At 65.7% G+C, this 24552-nt stretch carries 16 protein-coding genes; 12 read left to right on the plus strand and 4 right to left on the minus strand.

Going from position 1 to position 24552, the window contains the following annotated elements; all coding sequences use genetic code 11:
• The first annotated feature begins 61 nt into the window (after window positions 1–61).
• The 8 genes from CFB52_RS07540 (at window position 62) to truB (ending at window position 11226) form a co-directional block, all read left to right on the plus strand.
• Window positions 62–1264, plus strand: coding sequence for a pyridoxal phosphate-dependent aminotransferase (locus CFB52_RS07540; protein ID WP_099316349.1), 1203 nt, complete (start codon window positions 62–64; stop codon window positions 1262–1264).
• Window positions 1265–1536: 272 nt separating this feature from the next.
• Window positions 1537–2574: an SMC-Scp complex subunit ScpB gene (scpB, locus tag CFB52_RS07545; protein WP_099316350.1), complete on the plus strand. Its 1038-nt coding sequence runs from the start codon at window positions 1537–1539 to the stop codon at window positions 2572–2574.
• A 60-nt stretch (window positions 2575–2634) separates the two neighbouring features.
• Window positions 2635–4371 (plus strand): 23S rRNA pseudouridine(2605) synthase RluB, encoded by a 1737-nt coding sequence (gene rluB / locus CFB52_RS07550; protein WP_099316351.1) that lies wholly within the window; start codon window positions 2635–2637, stop codon window positions 4369–4371.
• A gap of 452 nt (window positions 4372–4823) precedes the next feature.
• Entirely contained in the window at window positions 4824–5282 is a 459-nt protein-coding gene (rimP, locus tag CFB52_RS07555; RefSeq protein WP_059575772.1) for a ribosome maturation factor RimP, read from the plus strand.
• A complete protein-coding gene (gene nusA, locus CFB52_RS07560) occupies window positions 5282–6757 on the plus strand; it encodes a transcription termination factor NusA (RefSeq protein WP_059499058.1) in 1476 nt (491 codons plus the stop codon). The genes rimP and nusA overlap by 1 nt, the downstream gene beginning before the upstream one ends.
• A gap of 91 nt (window positions 6758–6848) precedes the next feature.
• Window positions 6849–9767, plus strand: coding sequence for a translation initiation factor IF-2 (gene infB / locus CFB52_RS07565; protein ID WP_059575770.1), 2919 nt, complete (start codon window positions 6849–6851; stop codon window positions 9765–9767).
• Between the two features lie 114 nt (window positions 9768–9881).
• The gene (gene rbfA / locus CFB52_RS07570) at window positions 9882–10280 is read left to right on the plus strand and encodes a 30S ribosome-binding factor RbfA (RefSeq protein WP_006495346.1); all 399 of its coding nucleotides are present in this window, start codon (window positions 9882–9884) and stop codon (window positions 10278–10280) included.
• Window positions 10281–10293: 13 nt separating this feature from the next.
• Window positions 10294–11226, plus strand: coding sequence for a tRNA pseudouridine(55) synthase TruB (gene truB / locus CFB52_RS07575; protein ID WP_099316352.1), 933 nt, complete (start codon window positions 10294–10296; stop codon window positions 11224–11226).
• Between the two features lie 108 nt (window positions 11227–11334).
• Here truB and CFB52_RS07580 read toward each other — a convergent pair whose 3' ends face one another.
• The 4 genes from CFB52_RS07580 to CFB52_RS07595 all read right to left on the minus strand — a co-directional run bounded on the left by CFB52_RS07580 (window position 11335) and on the right by CFB52_RS07595 (window position 16265).
• Window positions 11335–12894, minus strand: a complete 1560-nt coding sequence (locus CFB52_RS07580; RefSeq protein WP_059575763.1) for a DHA2 family efflux MFS transporter permease subunit — start codon at window positions 12892–12894, stop codon at window positions 11335–11337.
• Between the two features lie 28 nt (window positions 12895–12922).
• The gene (locus CFB52_RS07585) at window positions 12923–14137 is read right to left on the minus strand and encodes an HlyD family secretion protein (protein ID WP_059575761.1); all 1215 of its coding nucleotides are present in this window, start codon (window positions 14135–14137) and stop codon (window positions 12923–12925) included.
• 52 nt (window positions 14138–14189) lie between these two features.
• Window positions 14190–15686 carry an efflux transporter outer membrane subunit gene (locus tag CFB52_RS07590; protein WP_059575759.1) on the minus strand — a complete coding sequence of 499 codons (1497 nt, stop codon included), beginning with the start codon at window positions 15684–15686 and terminating at the stop codon, window positions 14190–14192.
• 87 nt (window positions 15687–15773) lie between these two features.
• Window positions 15774–16265, minus strand: a complete 492-nt coding sequence (locus CFB52_RS07595) for a MarR family winged helix-turn-helix transcriptional regulator (RefSeq protein ID WP_059575757.1) — start codon at window positions 16263–16265, stop codon at window positions 15774–15776.
• Between the two features lie 329 nt (window positions 16266–16594).
• Here CFB52_RS07595 and typA point away from each other — a divergent pair, with 329 nt between their 5' ends.
• The 4 genes from typA (at window position 16595) to lpdA (ending at window position 24527) form a co-directional block, all read left to right on the plus strand.
• A complete protein-coding gene (gene typA, locus CFB52_RS07605) occupies window positions 16595–18421 on the plus strand; it encodes a translational GTPase TypA (RefSeq protein WP_059575756.1) in 1827 nt (608 codons plus the stop codon).
• A gap of 316 nt (window positions 18422–18737) precedes the next feature.
• On the plus strand, window positions 18738–21602 hold the full coding sequence (locus CFB52_RS07610; protein ID WP_059575755.1) for a 2-oxoglutarate dehydrogenase E1 component: 2865 nt from the start codon (window positions 18738–18740) through the stop codon (window positions 21600–21602).
• 135 nt (window positions 21603–21737) lie between these two features.
• Complete coding sequence (gene odhB, locus CFB52_RS07615; RefSeq protein WP_059575753.1) at window positions 21738–23015, plus strand: 2-oxoglutarate dehydrogenase complex dihydrolipoyllysine-residue succinyltransferase; 1278 nt, start codon at window positions 21738–21740, stop codon at window positions 23013–23015.
• Between the two features lie 81 nt (window positions 23016–23096).
• On the plus strand, window positions 23097–24527 hold the full coding sequence (gene lpdA / locus CFB52_RS07620; RefSeq protein ID WP_059575751.1) for a dihydrolipoyl dehydrogenase: 1431 nt from the start codon (window positions 23097–23099) through the stop codon (window positions 24525–24527).
• Window positions 24528–24552 lie beyond the last annotated feature (25 nt).

Here is a 24552-nt window from a genome sequence, read left to right on the forward strand (position 1 = left end):
AGCCGGCCCGGCTTGCCGGCCGGTACACTACGTGGATCGTGTTCGTTGGCGGTGGTTCTCGATGACGCATTCCGCAGGTTTTTTCCCGGTGAACGATGAGCCTGCGGCGCGCGCCGCGGTGCACGCGCTGCGCCCGTCGCTGATCCGCGAAGTCGCGAACGCCGGCTTCGGCGTGCCGGACGTGCTGCCGTTCTGGTTCGGCGAATCCGATCGCGTGACGCCGGATTTCATCCGTGACGCCGCAGCGGCGGCGCTGCGCGAGGGCGCGACCTTCTACACGCACAATCTCGGCACGGCGCCGCTGCGCGACGCGATCGCGGCCTATGTCAGCGCGCGTCACGGCGCGACGGCGGCCGGCACGGTCGCCGTGACGAGTTCGGGCGTGAATGCGCTGATGCTGGCTGCGCAGATGCTCGTCGGGCTGGGCGAGCGTGTCGTCGCGGTCACGCCGTTGTGGCCGAATCTCGTCGAGATTCCGAAGATTCTCGGCGCGCGGGTCGACTGCGTGCCGCTCGATTACGGCGACGCGGGCTGGCAGCTCGACGTCGGCCGGTTGCTCGCGGCGCTGACGCCCGATACGCGGATGCTGTTGATCAATTCGCCGAACAACCCGACCGGCTGGACGATGTCGCGCGACGATCAGCAGGCCGTGCTCGCCCATTGCCGTCGTCACGGCATCTGGCTGGTCGCCGACGAGGTGTACGAGCGGCTTGCATTCGGCGAGGGCGGTGCGCCGTCGTTCCTCGATATCGCGTCGCGCGACGAGCGCGTCGTGGTCGTGAATTCCTTCTCGAAGGCATGGGCGATGACGGGCTGGCGGCTCGGATGGCTGGTTGCGCCGACGTCGGTGATGGGCGAGCTGTCGAAGCTCGTCGAATACAACACGTCGTGTGCGCCGGGCTTCGTGCAGGCCGCGGCCGTGGTCGCGTTGCGCGACGGCGAGCCGTTCGTGCGGTCGTTCGTCTCGGCGCTGCGCGACGCGCGCGACCATCTGGTCGCCGCGCTGCGGACGTTGCCGGGCGTCGAGGTGCCGCCGCCGCCGGGCGCGATGTACCTGTTCCTGCGGCTGCCGGGCGCGGCCGATAGCCTGGCGTTCTGCACGACGCTGGTGCGCGAGGCAGGGCTCGGCCTTGCGCCCGGGCGCGCGTTCGGCCCCGAGGGGGAGGGGTTCGTGCGCTGGTGCTATGCGTGCGATCCGGCGCGACTCGACGCGGGCGTGGAGCGGCTGCGCCGGTTCCTGGCACGCGGCGCCGGCGCTCGCTGAAGCGGGGCCGGAGCGGGCATGCGGCCCGGGCGGCGGCCTGTTCCGCTCATCTTTACGCACCGGGCAATTTTGCGTAATATGGCGTTCAGTCACGCGGTTCCGTCGTTGAGCCGTGCTGTTCCGTCCGGTTTGGGCCTGGCCTGAAGTTGGTTCGCCGCCCCCGGTTCGTGCTCCCATCAATATGACCGATCAGAATCGGGCGAGCGCGTCTTCCGTTCCTTTCGTCTGTTTGTTGATCCGGTTCGTTTGACCACAGGGTCTGGCCTAGCTGCATGAATACCCAAGAGGCGAAGATCGTCCTCGAGACTGCTTTGATCTGTGCGCAGGAGCCGCTGAAGCTCGGCGATTTGCGCAAGCTCTTTGCCGACGGCGTGTCGGCTGACACGGTCCGCACGTTGCTCGAAGATCTGAAACAGGATTGGTCCGGTCGCGGTGTCGAACTGGTGGCGCTGGCGACCGGGTGGCGCTTTCAGAGCAAGCCGGCGATGCGTCATTATCTCGATCGCCTGCATCCCGAGAAGCCGCCGAAATATTCGCGCGCGGTACTCGAAACGCTCGCGATCATCGCGTACCGGCAGCCCGTCACGCGCGGCGACATCGAAGAGATTCGCGGCGTCACGGTCAATACGCAGGTGGTCAAGCAACTCGAGGATCGCGGCTGGATCGAGGTGATCGGTCATCGCGACGTGCCGGGGCGTCCGGCGCTGTATGCGACGACCAAGCAATTCCTCGACGATCTCGGCCTGAAGGCGCTCGACGACCTGCCGGCGCTCGAAGAGCCGGCCGCGAACATCGAGGCCGCGCTGCTCGCGCAGCAGGCCATGGATTTCGACGGCGACGTGCCGGTGACCGACGAGGCTGCGGCCGACGTGCCGCAGGCGCAGGCGGATGACATGCCCGCCGGCGAGTCGGCCGAGGTGCCGGGCGATGCCGTGGCCGACGTCGCGTCGACGCAGGAATTCCCGAGTCGCGATACGCTCGATGCTGATCGCGGGCACGCGGAACGGACGGAACAGGTCGGCGCCGAAGCCGTGTCGACCGATGTGCAGCCCGAGCCGCAGCGTGCGGATTCGAGCGAGGAAGATCGCAAGCCGGCCGCCGAAGCGGCTGCCGGAGACGGAGCGGAAGCGGCCGGCGACACGCCCGGCGAGGCCGATCAGGCCGACGCCCCCCGCTCCCGTCCTGCGGACGACGAGACGCTGGACGACACGTCCGACAGTCTCGCGGATGCCGTACGAAGCGCCAGTGCGCCCATCGGCGCCGACGCGCTGCCGGACGACGAAGCAGAACCCGAACAGCGTCGCGCCTGATCGCGGCCAACTTCTTGCCGCGCCCGCGCCGGGCGCGAGACCTGACATTTTGAGGTTGTTTTGACAGATATCCACGATATTGAATCGTCCGCGCCTGCCGTGCAGGCAGCGCGTGCCGACGATGCGCCGGAGCAGGATGCTTCGGCCGCGGGTGGCGACGAGCGTCCCCGCCGCGGTCTGCGGCGCGGTCCGCGCAGCCTGATCGCGCGGCGTCGCGCGGCGGCCAAGTCGAAGGGCGCCGAAGGCGAGCAGCAGGGTGCCGAGGGCGCGGATGCGCAGCCGGCCGAGGCTGCCGATGCGCAGCCGGCGCGTGCGCAGCGCAAGGAAGGCGCGGCCAAGGGCACTCGCAAGCCGGCCGGCAAGCGCGAAGGCGCGGCCAAGGGCGGCCAGGGCCGTCGCGGGGCATCGAAGGCAGAAGGTGGCTCGGCGAAACCCGTTGAAGGCGATGCGTCCCAGGACGAACTGTTCGCGTACGTGACGTCGCCCGCCTTCGATGCGGACAACTCCGCGGGCGGTAGCGGCGTACGTGCGCCGATGCTGCGCCGCGGGCGCAACCAGCCGGCGAACAAGCGCGTGCTGTCGCCGGACGACGACGCGCCGAAGCTCCACAAGGTGCTGGCGGAAGCAGGCATGGGTTCGCGCCGCGAAATGGAAGAGCTGATCGTCGCCGGCCGCGTGTCGGTGAACGGCGAGCCCGCGCACATCGGCCAGCGGATCATGCCGACCGACCAGGTGCGGATCAACGGCAAGCCGGTCAAGCGCAAGCTGCCGAACAAGCCGCCGCGCGTGCTGCTGTATCACAAGCCGACCGGCGAAATCGTCAGCCACGCGGATCCGGAAGGCCGTCCGTCGGTGTTCGACCGCCTGCCGCCGATGAAGACGGCGAAATGGCTTGCGGTGGGCCGCCTCGACTTCAATACCGAAGGTCTGCTGATGCTGACGACCTCCGGCGACCTCGCGAACCGCTTCATGCATCCGCGTTACAGCGTCGAGCGCGAGTACGCGGTGCGCGTCGTCGGCGAGCTGTCCGAAGGCATGCGGCAGAAGTTGCTGCACGGCGTCGAGCTCGACGACGGTCCGGCGAATTTCCTGCGTATCCGCGATGGCGGCGGCGAAGGCACGAATCATTGGTATCACGTCGCGCTGGCCGAAGGCCGCAATCGCGAAGTGCGCCGGATGTTCGAGGCGGTCGGCCTGATGGTGAGCCGGCTGATCCGTACGCGTCACGGCCCGATTCCGCTGCCGCGCGGCTTGAAGCGTGGCCGTTGGGAAGAGCTCGACGACGCGCAGGTGCGCAAGCTGATGGCGACCGTCGGGCTGAAGGCGCCGTCCGAGGAGAAGGGCAAGCGCGGCGCTGCCGGTCCGGCCGAGCGTCGCCAGCCCGATCCGATGCAGACGTCGATGGGCTTCATCAGCCGCGAGCCGGTGCTGACGACGCACGGGCAACTCGACCAGCCGCGTCGCGGCGGTGGCCGGCGCGGCGGCCCGGGGTTGCCGGGCCTGAGCGGCTACGGCAGCCTGCCGGTTGCGCCGTCGGGCTACGGCAATCGCACGGGCGGCGGCCGCGACGGCAACCGCATGGGGCGTGACGGCAACCGCGCCGGCGGCGGTCGCGATGTCGACGGCAATCGCGCGTCGTATGGCGCCGGTCCCAAGCGCGATGGCGCGGGCGGCAAGCGCGGCGGTGGCAAGGGCGGCGGCAATCGCAATCCGGGCGGCAATCGTGCCGACGGCGCAGGCAACGGCGGCCCGCGCGGCGGCCAGCGTCCGCAGCGCAGCCGCACGCGCAGCCGTTAAGTCGCTGTCGATTGGCGTCGTACGGCGGCGTAAAGCCGCCGGCTCGTCGGTCTGGCCGGCATCCGGCCGGTTGTGTCGACGCGACGCATTGTATTGACGGGGTTCGGCTGCATCGATGTCGCGTGCCGCGACAACGGCGATCACCGGTACGGCAGGGTGATATCGGTCGATCGGGCAGCCCGATTTCGCATTTTCGGTCCGTAAAGGCAGCCGACGCGCTGCTTTTACCGGCTGGCTTGGCGTTTGCGCCAAAAATCGCTATAATCGCGGAGTCGCTGGGCGTACGGATTCAATGTGCGGCTCAGGTGCGACCACCAGTAAGAAGATGGGCGTTCCGCCCATTTTTTTTTGCTGAAACGGTTAGGCATCTCGGGTAGCGCTTCCTGCGCCGGCTAAGGCGCGCGCCCGCGGGTGAATCGCGAGCGGCGGGCGCGAACACCTGAGAGGACACTGTGCAACTGACGGAACTGATAGAAACCACGGTCACCGGGCTCGGCTACGAGCTGGTGGATCTCGAGCGCACCGGGCGCGGCATGCTTTGCATCTATATCGATCAGCCTGCCGGCATCTCGCTCGAAGATTGCGAAAAGGTCACACGTCAGCTCCAGCACGTCTTGACGGTCGAAAACATCGATTACGAACGGCTCGAAGTCTCGTCCCCGGGGCTCGACCGCCCGTTGAAGAAGCTGGCCGACTTCGAGCGCTTCGCGGGCAGCGAAGCTTCCGTGACCTTGAAAAAGCCGCTGGACGGGCGCAAGACGTACCGGGGCATTCTGCACGCGCCGAATGGCGAAACGATCGGTTTGGAATTTGAGGGGAAGAAGGGCGAGGCAGCCATGCTGGATTTCACGCTGGCCGATATCGACAAAGCCCGCCTGATTCCGCAAGTTGACTTTAGGAGCCGCAAATAATGAGTCGCGAAGTGTTGATGCTGGTGGATGCGCTGGCGCGCGAGAAAAACGTCGACAAGGATGTGGTGCTGGGCGCCCTCGAGGCCGCGCTCGCTTCCGCTTCCAAGAAGCTGTTCGACGAAGGCGCCGAAATCCGCGTCCATATCGATCGCGAAAGCGGCGAGCACGAAACCTTCCGTCGCTGGCTCGTCGTGCCCGACGAGGCAGGCTTGCAGGAGCCGGATCGAGAGATCCTGCTGTTCGAGGCACGTGAGCAGAATCCCGACGTCGAAGTCGGCGAGTATGTCGAGGAACCCGTTCCGTCCATCGAATTCGGTCGCATCGGTGCGCAGGCCGCGAAGCAGGTGATCCTGCAGAAGGTGCGCGACGCCGAGCGCGAGCAGATCCTGAACGACTACCTCGAGCGCGGCGAAAAGATCATGACCGGCACGGTGAAGCGCCTCGACAAGGGCAACTTCATCGTCGAATCGGGCCGTGTCGAGGCGCTGCTGCGCCGCGATCAGCTGATCCCGAAGGAAAACCTGCGCGTGGGCGACCGCGTGCGTGCGTATATCGCGAAGGTCGACCGCACCGCGCGCGGCCCGCAGATCGAACTGTCGCGCACGGCGCCCGAATTCCTGATGAAGCTGTTCGAGATGGAAGTGCCGGAAATCGAGCAGGGCCTGCTCGAGATCAAGGCGGCTGCCCGCGACCCGGGCGTGCGCGCGAAGATCGGCGTCATCGCCTACGACAAGCGGATCGATCCGATCGGCACCTGCGTCGGCATCCGCGGCTCTCGCGTGCAGGCCGTACGCAACGAGCTCGGTGGCGAAAACATCGACATCGTGCTATGGTCGGAGGATCCCGCCCAGTTCGTGATCGGCGCGCTCGCGCCGGCAGCCGTCCAGTCGATCGTCGTCGATGAAGAAAAGCATTCGATGGACGTCGTCGTCGACGAGAACGAACTGGCTGTCGCGATCGGCCGCAGCGGTCAGAACGTTCGCCTTGCCGGCGAACTGACCGGCTGGCAGATCAACATCATGACGCCGGACGAATCCGCCCTGAAGCAGGGCGAAGAACGCGACCGGCTGCGTGCGCTGTTCATGGCGCGTCTCGACGTCGACGAAGAAGTTGCCGACATCCTGATCGACGAAGGCTTCACGAGCCTCGAAGAGATCGCGTACGTGCCGCTCAACGAAATGCTCGAAATCGAAGCGTTCGACGAGGACACCGTGCACGAACTGCGCAACCGCGCACGCGACGCGCTGTTGACGATGGCCATCGCGAACGAAGAAAAGGTCGAGAACGCGGCGCTGGATCTCAAGAGCCTCGACGGCATCACGCCGGAGCTGCTCGCGAAGCTGGCCGAACATGGCGTGCAGACGCGCGACGATCTCGCCGAGCTGGCTGTGGATGAACTGGTCGACATGACCGGGATGGAAGAGGATGCCGCTAAGGCGTTGATCATGAAAGCACGTGAACACTGGTTCCAGTGAGAAATGACCATGGCGCACTGATTTGATGGCGGCCGTATGGCCTGACCCGATGCTAACCGCAAGGAATCGGTCCTTGCACTAAGAGGAATGAATGGCGAGTAACAACGTAGCCCAATTTGCCGCGGAACTGAAAATGCCTGCTGGTGTGCTGCTCGAACAGCTGCAGGCAGCGGGCGTCCAGAAAGCGAGTGAAGACGATGCGCTGTCCGAAGCGGACAAGGCGCGTCTGCTCGATCATTTGCGCAAGTCGCACGGCGCAACCGACGGCGACAAGCGCAAGATCACGCTGACCCGCAAGCATACGTCGGAGATCAAGCAATCTGACGCGACGGGCAAGGCTCGCACCATTCAGGTCGAGGTTCGCAAGAAGCGTACGTTCGTCAAGCGCGACGACGTGGCCGACGGTGCGGAACAGGGTCAGGCGCAGGTTGCCGAAGCGGACGACGATGCGGAACTGAAGCGTCGCGAGGAAGAAGCGCGCCGCGAGGCCGAACTGCTCGAGAAGCAGGCGCAGGAACTGCGCGAGCGTCAGGAACGCCTCGAACGCGAGGAAGCCGAGCGTCGCGCCCGCGAGGAAGCGGCCGAGGCCGAGCGCCGTCGCGCCGAGGAAGAAGCGGCGGCGAAGCGTGCCGCGGCGGAAGCCGCCGCGGCGCAGCAGGCGGCAGCCCGGCAGGCCGCCGCGGCCGAGCAGGAAACGGCGCCGACGCAGTCCGCGCAGGACGAAGCGCGTGCAGCCGCGGAACGTGCGGCGCAGCGCGAAGCGGCGAAGAAGGCCGAGGACGCTGCTCGCGAGGCAGCCGACAAGGCGCGCGCCGAGCAGGAAGAGATCAGCAAGCGCCGCGCGGCGGCCGAAGCCGAGGCACGCGCGATCCGCGAAATGATGAACACGCCGCGCAAGGCCGTGGTCAAGGCAGTCGAGCCGCCGAAGCCGGCGGAACCGGCGAAGCCGGCCGAAGCGAAGGGCACGCTGCACAAGCCGGCGAAGCCGGAAGGTGCGCAGGCGCGTCCGGCCGTGAAGAAGCCGGCCGGCGCCGCGGCACCGGCCGCGACGCAGGCGCCGGCAGGCGCGGGCGACCGCAACAAGAAGCCGGGCGCAGGCAAGGGCGGCTGGCAGGACGACGCAGCGAAGCGTCGCGGCATCAAGACGCGCGGCGATTCGAGCGGCGGCGTCGACCGCGGCTGGCGCGGCGGCCCGAAGGGTCGCGGCCGTCACCAGGACAGCGCATCGTCGTTCCAGGCGCCGACCGAACCGATCGTCCGTGAAGTGCACGTGCCGGAAACCGTGTCGGTTGCCGATCTTGCGCACAAGATGTCGATCAAGGCCTCCGAAGTCATCAAGGTGATGATGAAGATGGGCCAGATGGTCACGATCAACCAGGTGCTGGACCAGGAAACGGCGATGATCATCGTCGAGGAGCTGGGCCACCGCGCGGTCGCCGCGAAGCTGGACGATCCGGAAGCGCTGCTCGTCGAGGGCGAAACCGGTACCGATGCGGAGCAACTGCCGCGTCCGCCGGTCGTCACGGTGATGGGTCACGTCGACCACGGCAAGACCTCGCTGCTGGATCACATCCGCCGCGCGAAGGTTGCCGCGGGCGAAGCGGGCGGCATTACGCAGCACATCGGCGCTTACCACGTCGATACGCCGCGTGGCGTCATCACGTTCCTCGATACGCCGGGTCACGAAGCGTTCACGGCAATGCGTGCACGCGGCGCGAAGGCGACCGACATCGTGGTGCTGGTGGTGGCGGCCGACGACGGCGTGATGCCGCAGACGAAGGAAGCCATCGCCCACGCGAAGGCGGGTGGCGTGCCGATCGTCGTCGCGATCAATAAGATCGACAAGCCGGAAGCGAACCCCGATCGCGTCAAGCAGGAGCTGGTCGCGGAAGGCGTCGTGCCGGAAGAATACGGCGGCGATTCGCCGTTCGTGCCGGTGTCGGCCAAGACGGGCGCAGGTATCGACGATCTGCTCGAAAACGTGCTGCTGCAGGCCGAAGTGCTGGAACTGAAGGCACCGGTCGAAGCGCCGGCCAAGGGCATCGTGATCGAAGCGAAGCTCGACAAGGGTAAAGGCCCGGTCGCGACGATCCTCGTGCAGTCCGGTACGCTGAACCGCGGCGATATCGTGCTGGCGGGTACGGCCTACGGCCGCGTCCGTGCGATGCTCGACGAGAACGGCAAGCCGACGAAGGAAGCCGGCCCGTCGATCCCGGTCGAGATCCAGGGTCTGTCGGAAGTGCCGGGCGCGGGCGAGGAAGTGATCGTGCTGCCGGACGAGCGCAAGGCGCGTGAAATCGCGCTGTTCCGTCAGGGCAAGTTCCGCGACGTGAAGCTCGCGAAGCAGCAGGCCGCGAAGCTGGAAAGCATGCTCGAGCAGATGGGCGAAGGCGAAGTGCAGAACCTGCCGCTCATCATCAAGGCAGACGTGCAGGGTTCGCAGGAAGCGCTCGTGCAGTCGTTGCTCAAGCTGTCGACCGACGAAGTGCGCGTGCAGATCGTGCACAGCGCGGTCGGCGGCATCAGCGAAAACGACGTCAACCTCGCGACGGCATCGAAGGCGGTCATCATCGGCTTCAACACGCGTGCGGATGCACAGGCGCGCAAGCTGGCCGAGGCGAACGGCATCGATATCCGCTACTACAACATCATCTACGACGCAGTGGATGAGGTGAAGGCGGCGATGTCGGGCATGCTGGCGCCGGAGAAGCGCGAAGTGGTCACCGGCATGGTCGAGGTGCGCCAGGTCTTCAAGGTACCGAAGGTCGGCACGGTCGCAGGCTGTATGGTCACGGACGGTATCGTCAAGCGCTCGTCGTCGGTGCGCGTGCTGCGCAACAACGTCGTGATCTTCACGGGCGAACTCGAATCGCTGAAGCGCTTCAAGGACGATGTGAAGGAAGTGAAGCAAGGCTTCGAGTGCGGTATGTCGGTGAAGAACTTCAACGACATCATCGAAGGCGACCAGTTCGAAGTCTTCGAAGTGACCGAAGTCGCGCGTACGCTGTAATCGTCGCGTATCGGCTCATGGGCGGGGCAGGCTTGGGCCTGTCCCGCCCATTTTCATGGTGGCGTGCCGAAAATGGCCGCCGCTTCATCCTGATAAACGGATCACGGATCGATCATGTCCAGGAAACGTACTTCCCCCAATCGCAACGTTCAGATCGCCGATCAGATTCAGCGCGATCTGTCCGAACTCATCATGCGCGAGGTCAAAGATCCGCGCATCGGTATCGTGACCATCCAGAGCGTGGAGCTCACGCCGGACTATGCGCACGCGAAGGTCTACTTCACGGCACTCACCGGCGATCCGGACAAGACGCAGGAGGCGCTGAACCACGCGTCGGGCCACCTGCACAACCTGCTGTTCAAGCGCCTGCACATTCATACGGTGCCGACGCTGCATTTCCATTACGACCAGACGATCGAGAAGGCCGTCGAAATGTCGCGCCTGATCAAGGAAGCGAACTCGACGCGCGCGAAGGACGACGACGAGGCCGATGCGCCTGCCAAGGACGATTGAGCTCGACCGGCCTATGACGAATGCAGCACCCCAACGTCCGCGCGTGCCCCGGCGCGTGCTGGACGGCGTTCTCCTGCTCGACAAGCCGGTCGGCCTGTCGAGCAACGATGCGCTGATTCGCGCAAAGCGCCTGCTTCTCGCGAAGAAAGCCGGTCACACCGGCACGCTCGATCCGCTGGCGTCGGGCCTGCTGCCGCTGTGCTTCGGCGAGGCGACCAAGTTCTCGCAGGATTTGCTCGACGCCGACAAGACCTATGAAGCGACGATGCGTCTCGGCCAGCGCACGGCCACCGGCGACGCGGAAGGCGACGTGATCGACACGCGGCCCGTCGAATGCGATCGTGCGGCGGTGGAAGCCGCGCTCGTGCGCTTCACCGGCGACATCGTGCAGGTGCCGCCGATGTATTCGGCGCTCAAGCGCGACGGCAAGCCGCTGTACGAATATGCGCGGGCCGGCCAGACGGTCGAGCGGGAAGGCCGCAACGTGACGATCCACGCGCTCGAACTGCTTGCCTGCGAGCTGCCCGACGTGACGTTTCGCGTGACCTGCAGCAAGGGCACGTATGTGCGCACGCTGGCGGAGGATATCGGCGAGGCGCTGGGTTGCGGCGCGCATCTGACGATGCTGCGTCGCACGGGCGTCGGCGCGCTGACGCTCGAGCATGCGGTGACGCTGGATGCGCTGTCGGACGCTACCGAGGCGGCGCGCGATGCATGGCTGCAGCCGGTCGATGCGTTGCTGTCGACGTTTCCCGCCGTTCGGCTCGACGACGCCTGCGCGAAGCGGTTTCTGCACGGCCAGCGCCTGCCGCTGTCGGCATTGGAGCCGATCGGCGCGGCCGAGGGCGAGCGCGTGCGCGTGTACGACGCAACGCGGTTGCTCGGCGTGGCACGCAAGGCGAATGGCGTGCTCGCACCGGAACGGCTTGTCGTGACGGCTCAATGACGCAGCAGCGCGCATGGCTGCACGCGGCGGAATAGGAAAAAGCCCGGTCGATTTCGACCGGGCTTTTTGTTTCGCGTGACCGCGCAGTGATGCGCTGCCGGGTAGTGCTCAGTGCGCCGCCGACGCCGCCGCACCGGCATCGCCGCCGCCCGCACGTTCGGGCTTGGTGATCCAGATCAGCGCGATCAGCAGCACGAAGATCACCGCCGAGATGTAGAACAGGTCGTTCACGCCGAGTTGCGCGGCCTGTTGCGTGGCCATGTTGTTGATGAGCCCGTGCGCCTGGTTCTGCGACAGCCCGAGATTGCCCATCTGCGTGACGGCCTGGTTGAACGTCGGGTTGTACGGGTTCGCCTGCTCGACCAGTTGCGCGTGATGGAAGTTGTTGCGGTGGTCCCACGCGGTCTGGAAGATCGACGTGCCGATGCCGCCGCACATGATCCGCACGAAGTTCGACAGGCCGGACGCCGCGGGAATGCGGTGGCCGGGCAGGCCGGACAACGTGATCGACACGAGCGGGATGAAGAAGCCCGCCATCGCGATACCCTGCACGAGCGTCGGCAGCGTCAGCGACCATTCGTCGACGCCCGTCGTGTAGCGCGAACGCATCCAGAAGCACAGCGCGAACGTCAGGAACGACGCCGTCGAGATGAAGCGCGGATCGGTGCGCGGCAGATACTTCCCGGTAAGTGGCGACAACAGGATGGCGAACAGCCCGACCGGCGCCATCACGAGGCCGGCGTCGGTCGCGGTATAGCCGATTTGGGTCTGCAGCCACAGCGGTAGCAGCACGAGATTGCCGAAGTACAGGCCGTATCCGATCGACAGCGCGACTGTCCCGCCGGTGAAGTTCCTGATGCGGAACAGCGACAGGTCGACGACCGGGTGCTCGGCGGTCAGCTCCCAGATCACGAAGAACGCGAACGCGATGACGGCGGTCAGCGCGAGCACGATGATGGTCGTCGACGCGAACCAGTCGAGATCCTTGCCCTTGTCGAGCATGATCTGCAGCGAGCCGACCCAGACGACCAGCAGCGCGAGGCCCACGCCGTCGATCGGCGCGCGACGCACGGCCGACTCCCGATTGCGATAGATCATCCACGTCGCGGCGGCGGCGGCGACGCCGACCGGGATGTTGACGTAGAAGATCCACGGCCACGAATAGTTGTCCGAGATCCAGCCGCCGAGAATGGGGCCCGCGACGGGTGCGATCAGCGTCGTCATCGCCCATAGCGCGAGCGCCATCGGTGCCTTTGCGCGCGGATAGCTCGACAGCAGGAGCGCCTGCGACAGCGGAATCATCGGGCCCGCGACCGCGCCCTGGAGCACGCGCGACCCGAGCAGGAACGGCAGGTTCGGCGACAGCCCGCACATCCACGACGAGATGACGAACAGGATGATCGACGCGAGGAACAGGCGCACTTGCCCGAAACGGTCGGTCAGCCAGCCGGTCAGCGGCACCGAGATTGCGTTCGCGACCGCGAACGACGTGATGACCCATGTGCCCTGGTCGGACGACACGCCGAGGTCGCCCGAGATGGTCGGGATCGCGACGTTCGCGATGGACGTGTCGAGCACGTTCATGAACACCGCGAGCGACACCGCGATCGTGCCGAGTATGAGTTGCCCGCCCTGCAGGGGCGGGTAGGAGGCGGGAGCCTGTGCCATGTCGGTTGCCTTTCCGAAGTCGGAACGGTTACATCATTTTCGCGGCGGTGCTCTGCTTCGCCGCGACCGGCGCCGATGCATTGCCGCCTGCGTTCTCGGCGATGATGCGCGCGATTTCGGCGTCGGCTTCGTCGCCGTATTTCGCGAACACGTTGGTCTCGTAGACGGTGTTCGGCGCGTTGACGAGCTGGTCGCCGCGTTCGTCCTTGATGTTGACGTCGACCTGCATCGACAGGCCGATGCGCAGCGGATGCTTGTCGAGATCCTTCGGGTCGAGCTCGATCCGCACCGGCAGGCGCTGCACGACCTTGATCCAGTTGCCGGTCGCATTCTGCGCCGGCAGCAGCGAGAACGCCGAGCCCGTGCCGGCCGAGAAGCCGACGACCTTGCCGTGGTACGTGACCGACGAGCCGTAGATGTCGGCCGTCATTTCGACCGGCTGGCCGATGCGCATGTGCTTCAACTGGACTTCCTTGAAGTTCGCGTCGACCCACACGGCATTGAGCGGCACCACCGACATCAGCGGGTTGCCGGGCGACACGCGCTGGCCGACCTGCACCGAGCGCTTCGCGACATAGCCGGTGACCGGCGCCGGCAGCACGTTGCGCGCGTTCGCGAGGTAGGCGTCGCGCACCTTCGCGGCGGCGGCCATCACGTTCGGGTGCGATGCGATCGTCGTGTTCGCGGTCAATGCGCGATTCGAGGCGAGCTGCTGCTGCGCGGCGTCGACCGATGCCTGCGCGGCCTTCACGGCGTCGCGGGCATGCGAGATTTCTTCCTGCGACACGGCGCCCGTCTGCGCGACGGCCAGGCGGCGGCGCAGGTCGTCCTGGGCCTTCGACAGGTCGGACTGGCGCAGCGCGACTTGCGCGCGGTACTGATCGTCGTTGACGAACAGGCCGCGCACCTGGCGCACGGTCTGCGCGAGGTTGGCTTCCGCCTGCTGCAGCGCGACCTGCGAATCGGCCGGGTCGAGCACGACGAGCGGATCGCCGGCCTTGACCGTTTGCGTGTCGTCCGCCTTCACGGCGATCACGGTGCCGGTGACCTGCGGCGTGATCTGCACGACGTTGCCGTTCACGTATGCATCGTCGGTGTCTTCATGGAAGCGGGCGACGAGGAAGTAATAGAGGCCGTATGCGATGGCCGCGATCACGATGACCGCGACGAGCAGCGTCATCATTCGCTTGCGCTTGCCGTTATTCTGCGGCTGCGCGCTGGCGGCGTTTTGTTGGTCGCTCATGGCGATTTTCTCCGTCCGTTATTTCGAGTGTCTGCGTAGTGGTGGCGCCGGATCAGTTGGCGGCCTGTTTGGTCGGCGCGGCGGCATCGGGTGCGGCGAGCGGCGTGCCGGTCGCGTCGAACCCGCCGCCGAGCGCCTTGATCAGGGCGAGCTGCATGTCGCGCCGGCGCATCTTCAGGTTGGTCACCGTCTGCTCCGAGGCGAGGCGGTTGCTGTCCGCCGTCAGCACCTGCAGTTGCGGCGACAGGCCGGCCTTGTAGCGGATGACCGCGAGATCGTACGCGCGCGTCGACGCGTCGAGCGCACGTTGGGCGTCCCCCATCTGGCGATCGACCGCGCGGATCGACGCGACCTGCGTCGCGACGTCGTTCAGCGCGCTGATCAGCGTCTGGTTGTAGTTCGCGACCGACAGGTCGAAGTCGGCATAGCGGCCCTTGAGCTGGGCGCGCAGCGCGCCGGCATCGAAGATCGGCAGGTGGATCGCCGGCCCGAACTGCGCCTGGCGGCTCGCGAAATTCAGGAATTTGCCCCAGCCGAACGCATCGAAGCCGAAACCGGCCGCGAGGTTCACGTCGGGGAAGAACTCGGCCTTCGCCTCCTTCACATCGTGCATCGCGGCTTCGACCTGCCAGCGCGCGGCGACGATGTCGGGGCGGCGCGACACGAGGTCGGCCGGCAGGTTGCCGGGCAGCGTGACGTCGCCGCTCGGGTTCATCACGGGCGCCGCGATCTGCAGCCCGCGATCCGGGCCCTTGCCGAGCAGCGCGGCGAGCTGGTAGCGCACCGTCGTGATCTGGCCGTCGAGGTCCGACAGCGAAGCCTGCGTCGTCGCGATGTTGCCGCGGGCCGTCTGGCGCTCGACGTTGGTGTCGAGGCCGGCCGATACGCGGCCGTCGGTGATCTTGCCGACCGTCTCGCGGTTGGTGATCTCGCGCTGCGCGATGTCGCGCAGCGCATAGAGCTGCGCGAGCGAGTTGTAGGTGCGCGCGACCGACGACGCGAGCGTGATGCGCGCCTGTTGCAGGTCGGCTTCGGCGGCCTTTTCCTGCGATACGGCCGTGTGCAGGCGTTCGCGGTTCTTGCCCCACAGGTCGAGTTCCCACGAGGCGCTCGCGAGCGCGTTGTTCTCGCTGTACCACTGGCCGCCGTACGGGGGCGGGAACAGCGCGTTCGACGAGTACAGTTCGCGCGTCCACGAATAGCTGGCTTCGGCCTTCGGCATCAGGTTCGAGCGCGACGACTCGATGTACGACGAAGCCTTCGCGATGCGCGCCTGTGCCTGCGCGATCGACGGATTGCCCTGCAACGCTTCGTCGATCAGCTTCGGCAACTGCGGATCGCCGAACTGGCTGGCCCAGTCGAGCGCGGGCCACTGGCCGCCCTGGGCCGGCAGGCTCTGGGCGGATTCGAATTGCGACGCGGGGGCAATCTGCTTGTCGCTCTTGATGCCGATGTAATTCGCGCAGCCCGCGAGCGCCAGCGCGGCGACCGCGGCGGCGACGGCGGCGCGGCACGACCCGGCGCGCACGGACAACGGGGAGGATTTCATCGCGCTAACCCCTGACTCGGAATGAATGATGGACACTGCAAGGATTTCCTTACATTAATCTGTCAAAAGTAATTGTTATGGCAACTATTACGTGACGCTACCGCCGGCCGTCTCGCAATAGTTGCTGAGAATGCGGCGCAGCATGCTCTTCAGGAACCCGACTTCTTCCGGCGTAAACCCGTCCAGCACCTGGTCGAGCACGCTGCGGAAAATGGGCGGCAGCCGTTCGGCCAGCGCACGGCCTTCGTCGGTGAGCTCGAGGCGCACGACGCGACGATCCTCGATGCTGCGCACACGCGACAGCAGGCCGCGTTTCTCGACCCGGTCGAGCAGGCGCGTGACCGCGCTGGCGTCGATCCCGTATTCGCGCGCGAGTTCGGCGGCCGTCGAGCACTTGCCGACCGCGATCATGAACAGCATGCTCGCCTGCGTGCCCGTGATGCCGAGTTCTTCCTGCGTGCGCTGCGTGACGAGGTTGGTCATCACCGACTTCACGCGGGACATCAGATAACCGACGCTATCGTTCATCTGATACGTAGACAGCGGCGAAACGGGCGGTGGGGTAGAAGAATCCGACATAAAACCCTGAAGCTGCAATAGTTGACTAGGCAGCAGTATAGGCACAATTGCTTGCCGCGGCAAATGTTAATCGAACGGCAAAACGCGTGCTGTGTCCCGCGAGAGTCCCTTGTCCGGGTAAGGTTTCTTCGCCGCACGGTGCCGGTGCGCCGGACCTTTGAGCAGTTCGGCAGCGCCGCGCGGCGCTCCCGTTTTGCTGCGTTGCAACGGGCGGGTCGGCTCTCGACACGCGCACGTGCTATAATTTGAGGCTTTCCAAGCTGCAACGCGCGCGCCCGTGAAAAACACGAGCGCGCGCGTTTGCGCGTTCAAACGATTTCCAGGTTTCTATGACCCGCGCCCTTCGCAATATCGCCATCATCGCCCACGTCGACCACGGCAAGACCACGCTCGTCGACCAACTGCTCCGCCAGTCCGGCACCTTCCGCGAGAACCAGCAGATTGCGGAGCGGGTGATGGACTCGAACGACATCGAAAAAGAGCGCGGGATCACGATTCTCGCGAAGAACTGCGCGGTCGAGTACGAAGGCACGCACATCAACATCGTCGACACGCCGGGGCACGCGGACTTCGGCGGCGAAGTCGAGCGCGTGCTGTCGATGGTCGACTCGGTGCTGCTGCTCGTCGACGCGGTCGAAGGCCCGATGCCGCAGACGCGCTTCGTCACGAAGAAGGCGCTCGCGCTCGGCCTGAAGCCGATCGTCGTCGTCAACAAGATCGATCGTCCGGGCGCGCGGATCGACTGGGTGATCAACCAGACCTTCGACCTGTTCGACAAGCTCGGCGCGACCGAAGAGCAGCTCGACTTCCCGATCGTCTACGCGTCGGGCCTGAACGGCTATGCGTCGCTCGATCCGGCCACGCGCGAAGGCGACATGCGCCCGCTGTTCGAAGCGATCCTCGCGCACGTGCCGGTTCGCCCGGCCGATCCGGAAGCCCCGCTGCAGCTCCAGATCACGTCGCTCGACTATTCGACGTACGTCGGCCGGATCGGTGTCGGCCGCATCACGCGCGGCCGCATCAAGCCGGGCCAGCCGGTCGTGATGCGCTTCGGCCCGGAAGGCGAGGTGCTGAACCGCAAGATCAACCAGGTGCTGTCGTTCAAGGGCCTGGAGCGCGTGCAGGTCGAGTCGGCCGAAGCGGGCGACATCGTGCTGATCAACGGCATTGAAGACGTCGGCATCGGCGCGACGATCTGCGCGGTCGACACGCCGGAAGCGCTGCCGATGATCACCGTCGACGAGCCGACGCTGACGATGAACTTCCTCGTCAACTCGTCGCCGCTCGCCGGCCGCGAAGGCAAGTTCGTGACGAGCCGCCAGATCCGCGACCGCCTGATGAAGGAACTGAACCACAACGTCGCGCTGCGCGTGAAGGATACCGGCGACGAAACGGTGTTCGAAGTGTCGGGCCGTGGCGAGCTGCATCTGACGATTCTCGTCGAAAACATGCGTCGCGAAGGCTACGAGCTGGCCGTGTCGCGTCCGCGCGTGGTGATGCAGGAGATCGACGGCGTGCGGCACGAGCCGTACGAGCTGCTGACGGTCGACGTCGAAGACGAACACCAGGGCGGCGTGATGGAAGAGCTTGGCCGCCGCAAGGGCGAAATGCTGGACATGGCGTCGGACGGCCGCGGCCGTACGCGTCTGGAATACAAGATCTCGGCACGCGGCCTGATCGGCTTCCAGAGCGAATTCCTGACGCTCACGCGCGGCACGGGCCTGATGAGCCACATCTTCGACTCGTACGCGCCGGTCAAGGAAGGCTCGGTGTTCGAGCGCCGCAACGGCGTGCTGATCTCGCAGGACGACGGCGCAGCGGTCGCCTACGCACTGTGGAAGCTGCAGGATCGCGGCCGCATGTTCGTGAAGCCGGGCGACGCGCTGTATGAGGGCATGATCATCGGCATCCACAGCCGCGACAACGACCTCGTCGTGAACCCGATCAAGGGCAAGCAGCTGACCAACGTGCGTGCGTCGGGTACCGACGAAGCCGTGCGTCTCGTGCCGCCGGTCCAGATGTCGCTGGAATACGCGGTCGAATTCATCGACGACGACGAACTGGTCGAAGTGACGCCGCAGTCGATCCGCCTGCGCAAGCGCTTCCTGAAGGAGCACGAGCGTCGCCGCGCGAGCCGCGAAGGCGCGGTCGACTGAGCATCGACCGTTCCCGAGCACGACGAAAAGGCTGCCTTCGGGCAGCCTTTTTCGCATCCGCGCATCGTGCAGCCGGATTGCCTGCAAAACACTGTTCCCGCGGGCCGCCGCAATCCGGCAAAACCCCGTCGCGCGGTGCTTTCACGCACATTTCGCCGCGAACTCCGGTATCGGTTCTGTGATATGCTGCGCGCACGCAAGTTTTAGGTCCTTCCAAGCAAGACTTGATTCGCAATCCGCTAAACGGTCAGGCCGTGTCGCGGAAGGTTGAGTAACCCGCTATTTCTCGAGAAGCTCGAAGAAAGGTGAGCGTAAAATGTCAGATGTAATGAAGCAGTTTCAGCTGAACTCCTATCTGTTCGGCGGCAATGCTTCGTACGTTGAAGAACTGTACGATGCATACCTCAACAATCCGGCGTCGGTGCCGGAGAACTGGCGAGAGTATTTCGACGCGCTGCAGAACGTGCCTGCAACGGACGGCTCGAACGCCAATGACGTCGCTCACTTCCCGATCGTCGAATCGTTCGCCGAGCGTGCGAAGGCCAATGCCTTCATCCCGCGCGAAAGCACCAGCAACCTCGCGACCGCACGCAAGCAGGTGCACGTCCAGTCGCTGATCAGCGCCTACCGCTTCCTCGGCTCGCAATGGGCCAATCTCGATCCGCTGAAGCGCCGCGAACGTCCCGCCATCCCCGAGCTCGAACCGGCTTTCTACGACTTCTCCGAGGGCGATCTCGACCAGACGTACAGCGCAAGCAACCTGTACTTCGGTTTCGACCAGGCGTCGCTGCGCGACATCGTCAAGGGTCTGCGCGACACGTACTGCGGCACGATCGGCGCCGAGTACATGTACATCAGCGATCCGGAACAGAAGCGCTGGTGGCAGGAGCGCCTGGAGTCGACCCGCGCGACGCCGTCGTTCTCGGCCGACAAGAAGAAGCACATCCTGAATCGCCTGACGGCCGCCGAAGGCCTCGAGCGCTACCTGCACACCAAGTACGTCGGCCAGAAGCGCTTCTCGCTCGAAGGCGGCGAAAGCTTCATCGCGGCGATGGACGAAGTCGTCCAGCACGCGGGCAAGAGCGGCGTGCAGGAAATCATCATCGGCATGGCGCACCGCGGCCGTCTGAACGTGCTGGTCAACACGCTGGGCAAGATGCCGGCCGACCTGTTCGCCGAATTCGAAGGCAAGCACGTCGACGACCTGCCGGCCGGCGACGTGAAGTACCACAAGGGCTTCTCGTCGGACGTGTCGACGGAAGGCGGCCCGGTCCACCTGTCGCTCGCGTTCAACCCGTCGCACCTCGAAATCGTGAACCCGGTGGTCGAAGGTTCCGCGAAGGCGCGGATGGACCGCCGCGGCGACGAGGACGGCCTGCAAGTGCTGCCGGTGCAGATCCACGGTGACGCGGCCTTCGCCGGCCAGGGCGTCGTGATGGAAACGCTGAACCTCGCGCAGACGCGCGGTTACGGCACGCACGGCACGCTGCACATCGTCATCAACAACCAGATCGGCTTCACGACGTCCGACCCGCGCGACGCGCGCTCGACGCTGTACTGTACCGACGTCGTCAAGATGATCGAAGCGCCGGTGCTGCACGTGAACGGCGACGATCCGGAAGCCGTCGTGCTCGCGATCCAGATCGCGATCGACTACCGGATGCAGTTCCACAAGGATGTCGTGATCGACATCGTCTGCTTCCGCAAGCTGGGTCACAACGAGCAGGACACGCCGGCCGTCACGCAGCCGCTGATGTACAAGAAGATCGCGCAGCACCCGGGCACCCGTGCGCTGTACGCCGAGAAGCTCGTGCAGCAGGGCGTGATCACCGCCGAAGACGCCGACAACTACGTGAAGGCGTACCGCAAGGCGATGGACGACGGCCACCATACCGTCGACCCGGTCCTGTCGAACTACAAGAGCAAGTACGCGGTCGACTGGGTGCCGTTCCTGAACCGCAAGTGGACGGACGCAGCCGACACGGCCGTGCCGCTCGCCGAACTGAAGCGCCTGGGCGAACGCATCACGACGGTCCCGGAAAACTTCAAGGTTCACCCGCTCGTCGAGCGCGTGATCAACGACCGCCGCAACATGGCGCGCGGCGACCAGCCGCTCGACTGGGGCATGGCCGAGCATCTCGCATTCGCGTCGCTCGTCGCATCGGGCTACTCGGTGCGCCTGACGGGCCAGGACTCGGGCCGCGGCACGTTCACGCACCGTCACGCGGTGCTGCACGACCAGAACCGCGAGCGCTGGAACGACGGCACGTACGTGCCGCTGCAGAACATCGCCGAAGGCCAGGCGAAGTTCACGGTGATCGACTCGGTGCTGTCGGAAGAAGCGGTGCTGGGCTTCGAATACGGTTACTCGACCGCCGAGCCGAACACGCTCGTGCTGTGGGAAGCGCAGTTCGGCGACTTCGTCAACGGCGCGCAGGTCGTGATCGACCAGTTCATCTCGTCGGGCGAAGTGAAGTGGGGCCGCGTGTCGGGTCTCACGATGCTGCTGCCGCACGGCTACGAAGGCCAGGGTCCGGAACACTCGTCCACGCGTATCGAGCGTTTCCTGCAGCTGTGTGCCGATCACAACATGCAGGTCGTCCAGCCGACGACGCCGGCGCAGATTTTCCATCTGCTGCGCCGCCAGATGATCCGCCTGTTCCGCAAGCCGCTGATCGTCGCGACGCCGAAGTCGCTGCTGCGCCACAAGGAAGCGGTGTCGGACCTGTCGGAACTCGCGAAGGGCTCGTTCCAGCCGGTGCTGGGCGAAATCGACGGCGGCATCGACGCGAAGAAGGTCAAGCGCGTGCTGGTGTGCTCGGGCCGCGTGTACTACGACCTCGTCGCGCACCGCCGCGAAGCGAAGGCGAACGACGTCGCGATCATCCGTATCGAGCAGCTGTATCCGTTCGCGCACAAGCAGTTCGAAGCCGAAATGAAGAAGTACGAGAACGCGACTGAAGTGGTCTGGGTGCAGGACGAGCCGCAGAACCAGGGCCCCTGGTTCTACGTCGAGCACCACCTGAAGGAAGGCATGAAGGAAGGGCAGAAGCTGGCGTACAGCGGCCGTCCGGCTTCGGCCTCGCCGGCGGTTGGCTACTACGCGAAGCACTACGAGCAGCAGAAGGCCCTGATCGAAGGTGCATTCGGCCGCCTGAAGAGCGCATCGATCGCGAAATAACCGACGTCAAGCGAAACGGGAAGGCGCACGGCGCTTTCCCGTTCCTTTTGGCCCGCCGGCGCGTGGCGCGCCGCACCGGCTGAAGGAATCGCACGAACCTCGTCATACCCCAGATTAAGCATCCAGGAAAATCACATGGCTATCGTAGAAGTCAAAGTCCCCCAGCTGTCGGAGTCGGTGTCGGAAGCCACCATGCTGCAGTGGAAGAAAAAGCCGGGCGAAGCAGTCGCGCAGGACGAAATCCTGATCGAACTCGAGACCGACAAGGTCGTCCTCGAAGTGCCGGCGCCGGCGGCGGGCGTGCTCGCGCAAGTGCTGCAGAACGACGGTGACACGGTGGTCGCCGATCAGGTGATCGCGACGATCGACACCGAAGCGAAGGCAGGTGCCGCCGAAGCCGCGGCAGGCGCCGCCGAAGTCAAGCCGGCGGCCGCGCCCGCCGCGGCCGCACCGGCTGCGCAACCGGCCGCCGCCACCGCATCGAGCTCGGCGGCTGCGTCGCCGGCCGCGGCCAAGCTGCTGGCCGAGAAGGGCCTGTCGACGGGCGACGTCGCGGGTTCGGGCCGCGACGGCCGCGTCACGAAGGGCGACGCGCTGGCGGCAGGCAGCGCACCGAAGGCTGCTCCGGCCGCCGCACCGGCGAAGACCGCCGCCGCGAAGCCGTCGCTGCCGGAAGTGAAGGTGCCGGCGTCGGCAGCGACCTGGCTGAACGACCGTCCGGAACAGCGCGTGCCGATGTCGCGCCTGCGTGCGCGTATCGCCGAGCGTCTGCTCGAGTCGCAGCAGACCAACGCGATCCTGACGACGTTCAACGAAGTGAACATGGCTCCGGTCATGGAGCTGCGTAACAAGTACAAGGACAAGTTCGAGAAGGAACATGGCGTGAAGCTCGGCTTCATGTCGTTCTTCGTGAAGGCGGCCGTCCATGCACTGAAGAAGTTCCCGCTGGTGAACGCGTCGATCGACGGCAACGACATCGTCTACCACGGCTACTTCGACATCGGTATCGCGGTCGGGTCGCCGCGCGGCCTGGTCGTGCCGATCCTGCGCAACGCGGATCAGCTGAGTCTCGCCGAGATCGAGAAGAAGATCGCCGAATTCGGCCAGAAGGCGAAGGACGGCAAGCTGTCGATCGAGGAAATGACGGGCGGTACGTTCTCGATCTCGAACGGCGGTGTGTTCGGCTCGATGCTGTCGACCCCGATCATCAACCCGCCGCAGTCGGCCATCCTCGGCGTGCACGCGACGAAGGAGCGCCCGGTCGTCGAAAACGGCCAGATCGTGATCCGCCCGATCAACTACCTCGCGCTGTCGTACGACCACCGCATCATCGACGGCCGCGAAGCCGTGCTGTCGCTCGTCGCGATGAAGGACGCGCTGGAAGATCCGGCACGCCTGCTGCTCGACCTGTAAGCCGAGTCTCACTGCATCGACCCGTTCTGCACGTTCGCGCCCACGCGCGAACGTGCAGGCGTACAAGTAGAAAGGATTGTCATGTCCAAGGAATTTGACGTCGTCGTGATCGGCGCCGGCCCTGGCGGCTACATCGCCGCGATTCGCGCCGCGCAGCTCGGCAAGACCGTTGCCTGTATCGAGAAGTGGAAGAACCCGGCCGGCGCGCTGAAGCTCGGCGGCACCTGCCTGAACGTCGGCTGCATCCCGTCGAAGGCGCTGCTGGCTTCGTCGGAAGAGTTCGAGAACACGTCGCATCACCTGGCCGACCACGGCATCACCGTCGACGGCGTGAAGATCGACGTCGCGAAGATGCTCGGCCGCAAGGATGCGATCGTCGAGAAGATGACGAGCGGGATCGAGTTCCTGTTCAAGAAGAACAAGATCACCTGGCTGAAGGGCCATGGCAAGTTCACCGGCAAGACCGATGCCGGCGTGCAGATCGAAGTGAGCGGCGAGGGCGAAGCCGAAGTCGTCACCGCGAAGAACGTGATCATCGCGACGGGCTCGAAGGCGCGTCATCTGCCGGGCATTCCGGTCGACAACAAGATCGTGTCGGACAACGAAGGCGCGCTGACGTTCGACTCGGTGCCGAAGAAGCTCGCCGTGATCGGCGCAGGCGTGATCGGCCTCGAGCTCGGCTCGGTGTGGCGCCGTCTGGGCGCCGAAGTGACGGTGCTCGAAGCGCTGCCGGCATTCCTCGGCGCAGCCGACGAAGCGCTCGCGAAGGAAGCGGCCAAGCTGTTCAAGAAGCAGGGCCTCGACATCCATCTCGGCGTGAAGATCGGTGACGTGAAGACGACCGCGAACGGCGTGTCGATCGCCTACACGGACAAGGACGGCAATGCGCAGACGCTCGACGCCGACCGCCTGATCGTGTCGGTCGGCCGCGTGCCGAACACCGACAACCTCGGCCTCGAGGCCATCGGCCTGAAGGCGAACGAGCGCGGCTTCATCGATGTGGACGACCACTGCCGTACGGCCGTGCCGAACGTCTACGCGATCGGCGACGTGGTGCGCGGCCCGATGCTCGCGCACAAGGCGGAAGACGAAGGCGTGCTGGTCGCGGAAGTGATCGACGGCCAGAAGCCGCACATCGACTACAACTGCATTCCGTGGGTGATCTACACGTACCCGGAAATCGCATGGGTCGGCAAGACGGAGCAGCAACTGAAGGCGGAAGGCCGCGAGATCAAGACGGGCAAGTTCCCGTTCTCGATCAACGGCCGCGCGCTCGGCATGAACGCGCCGGACGGCTTCGTGAAGATGATCGCGGATGCGAAGACCGACGAACTGCTCGGCGTGCACGTGATCGCCGCGAACGCGTCGGACCTGATCGCGGAAGCCGTGGTGGCGATGGAATTCAAGGCGGCGTCGGAAGACATCGCCCGCATCTGCCATCCGCACCCGTCGATGTCGGAAGTGATGCGCGAAGCGGCGCTCGCCGTCGACAAGCGCTCGCTGAACAGCTGAGCACGGTGTAGCGCCTGCCGGCCGT

The organism is Burkholderia sp. AU18528, assembly GCF_002223215.2.
In the GTDB taxonomy this organism is placed as follows: Bacteria; Pseudomonadota; Gammaproteobacteria; order Burkholderiales; family Burkholderiaceae; genus Burkholderia; species Burkholderia semiarida.

Excerpts from the sequence above, each read along its gene's own strand:
- CFB52_RS07540 (WP_099316349.1), top strand. The coding sequence starts at position 62 with ATGACGCATTCCGCAGGTTTTTTCCCGGTGAACGATGAGCCTGCGGCG.
- scpB (WP_099316350.1), top strand. The coding sequence starts at position 1,537 with ATGAATACCCAAGAGGCGAAGATCGTCCTCGAGACTGCTTTGATCTGT.
- nusA (WP_059499058.1), top strand. The coding sequence starts at position 5,282 with ATGAGTCGCGAAGTGTTGATGCTGGTGGATGCGCTGGCGCGCGAGAAA.
- infB (WP_059575770.1), top strand. The coding sequence starts at position 6,849 with ATGGCGAGTAACAACGTAGCCCAATTTGCCGCGGAACTGAAAATGCCT.
- rbfA (WP_006495346.1), top strand. The coding sequence starts at position 9,882 with ATGTCCAGGAAACGTACTTCCCCCAATCGCAACGTTCAGATCGCCGAT.
- truB (WP_099316352.1), top strand. The coding sequence starts at position 10,294 with ATGACGAATGCAGCACCCCAACGTCCGCGCGTGCCCCGGCGCGTGCTG.
- CFB52_RS07580 (WP_059575763.1), bottom strand. The coding sequence starts at position 12,894 with ATGGCACAGGCTCCCGCCTCCTACCCGCCCCTGCAGGGCGGGCAACTC.
- CFB52_RS07585 (WP_059575761.1), bottom strand. The coding sequence starts at position 14,137 with ATGAGCGACCAACAAAACGCCGCCAGCGCGCAGCCGCAGAATAACGGC.
- CFB52_RS07590 (WP_059575759.1), bottom strand. The coding sequence starts at position 15,686 with ATGAAATCCTCCCCGTTGTCCGTGCGCGCCGGGTCGTGCCGCGCCGCC.
- CFB52_RS07595 (WP_059575757.1), bottom strand. The coding sequence starts at position 16,265 with ATGTCGGATTCTTCTACCCCACCGCCCGTTTCGCCGCTGTCTACGTAT.
- typA (WP_059575756.1), top strand. The coding sequence starts at position 16,595 with ATGACCCGCGCCCTTCGCAATATCGCCATCATCGCCCACGTCGACCAC.
- CFB52_RS07610 (WP_059575755.1), top strand. The coding sequence starts at position 18,738 with ATGTCAGATGTAATGAAGCAGTTTCAGCTGAACTCCTATCTGTTCGGC.
- odhB (WP_059575753.1), top strand. The coding sequence starts at position 21,738 with ATGGCTATCGTAGAAGTCAAAGTCCCCCAGCTGTCGGAGTCGGTGTCG.
- lpdA (WP_059575751.1), top strand. The coding sequence starts at position 23,097 with ATGTCCAAGGAATTTGACGTCGTCGTGATCGGCGCCGGCCCTGGCGGC.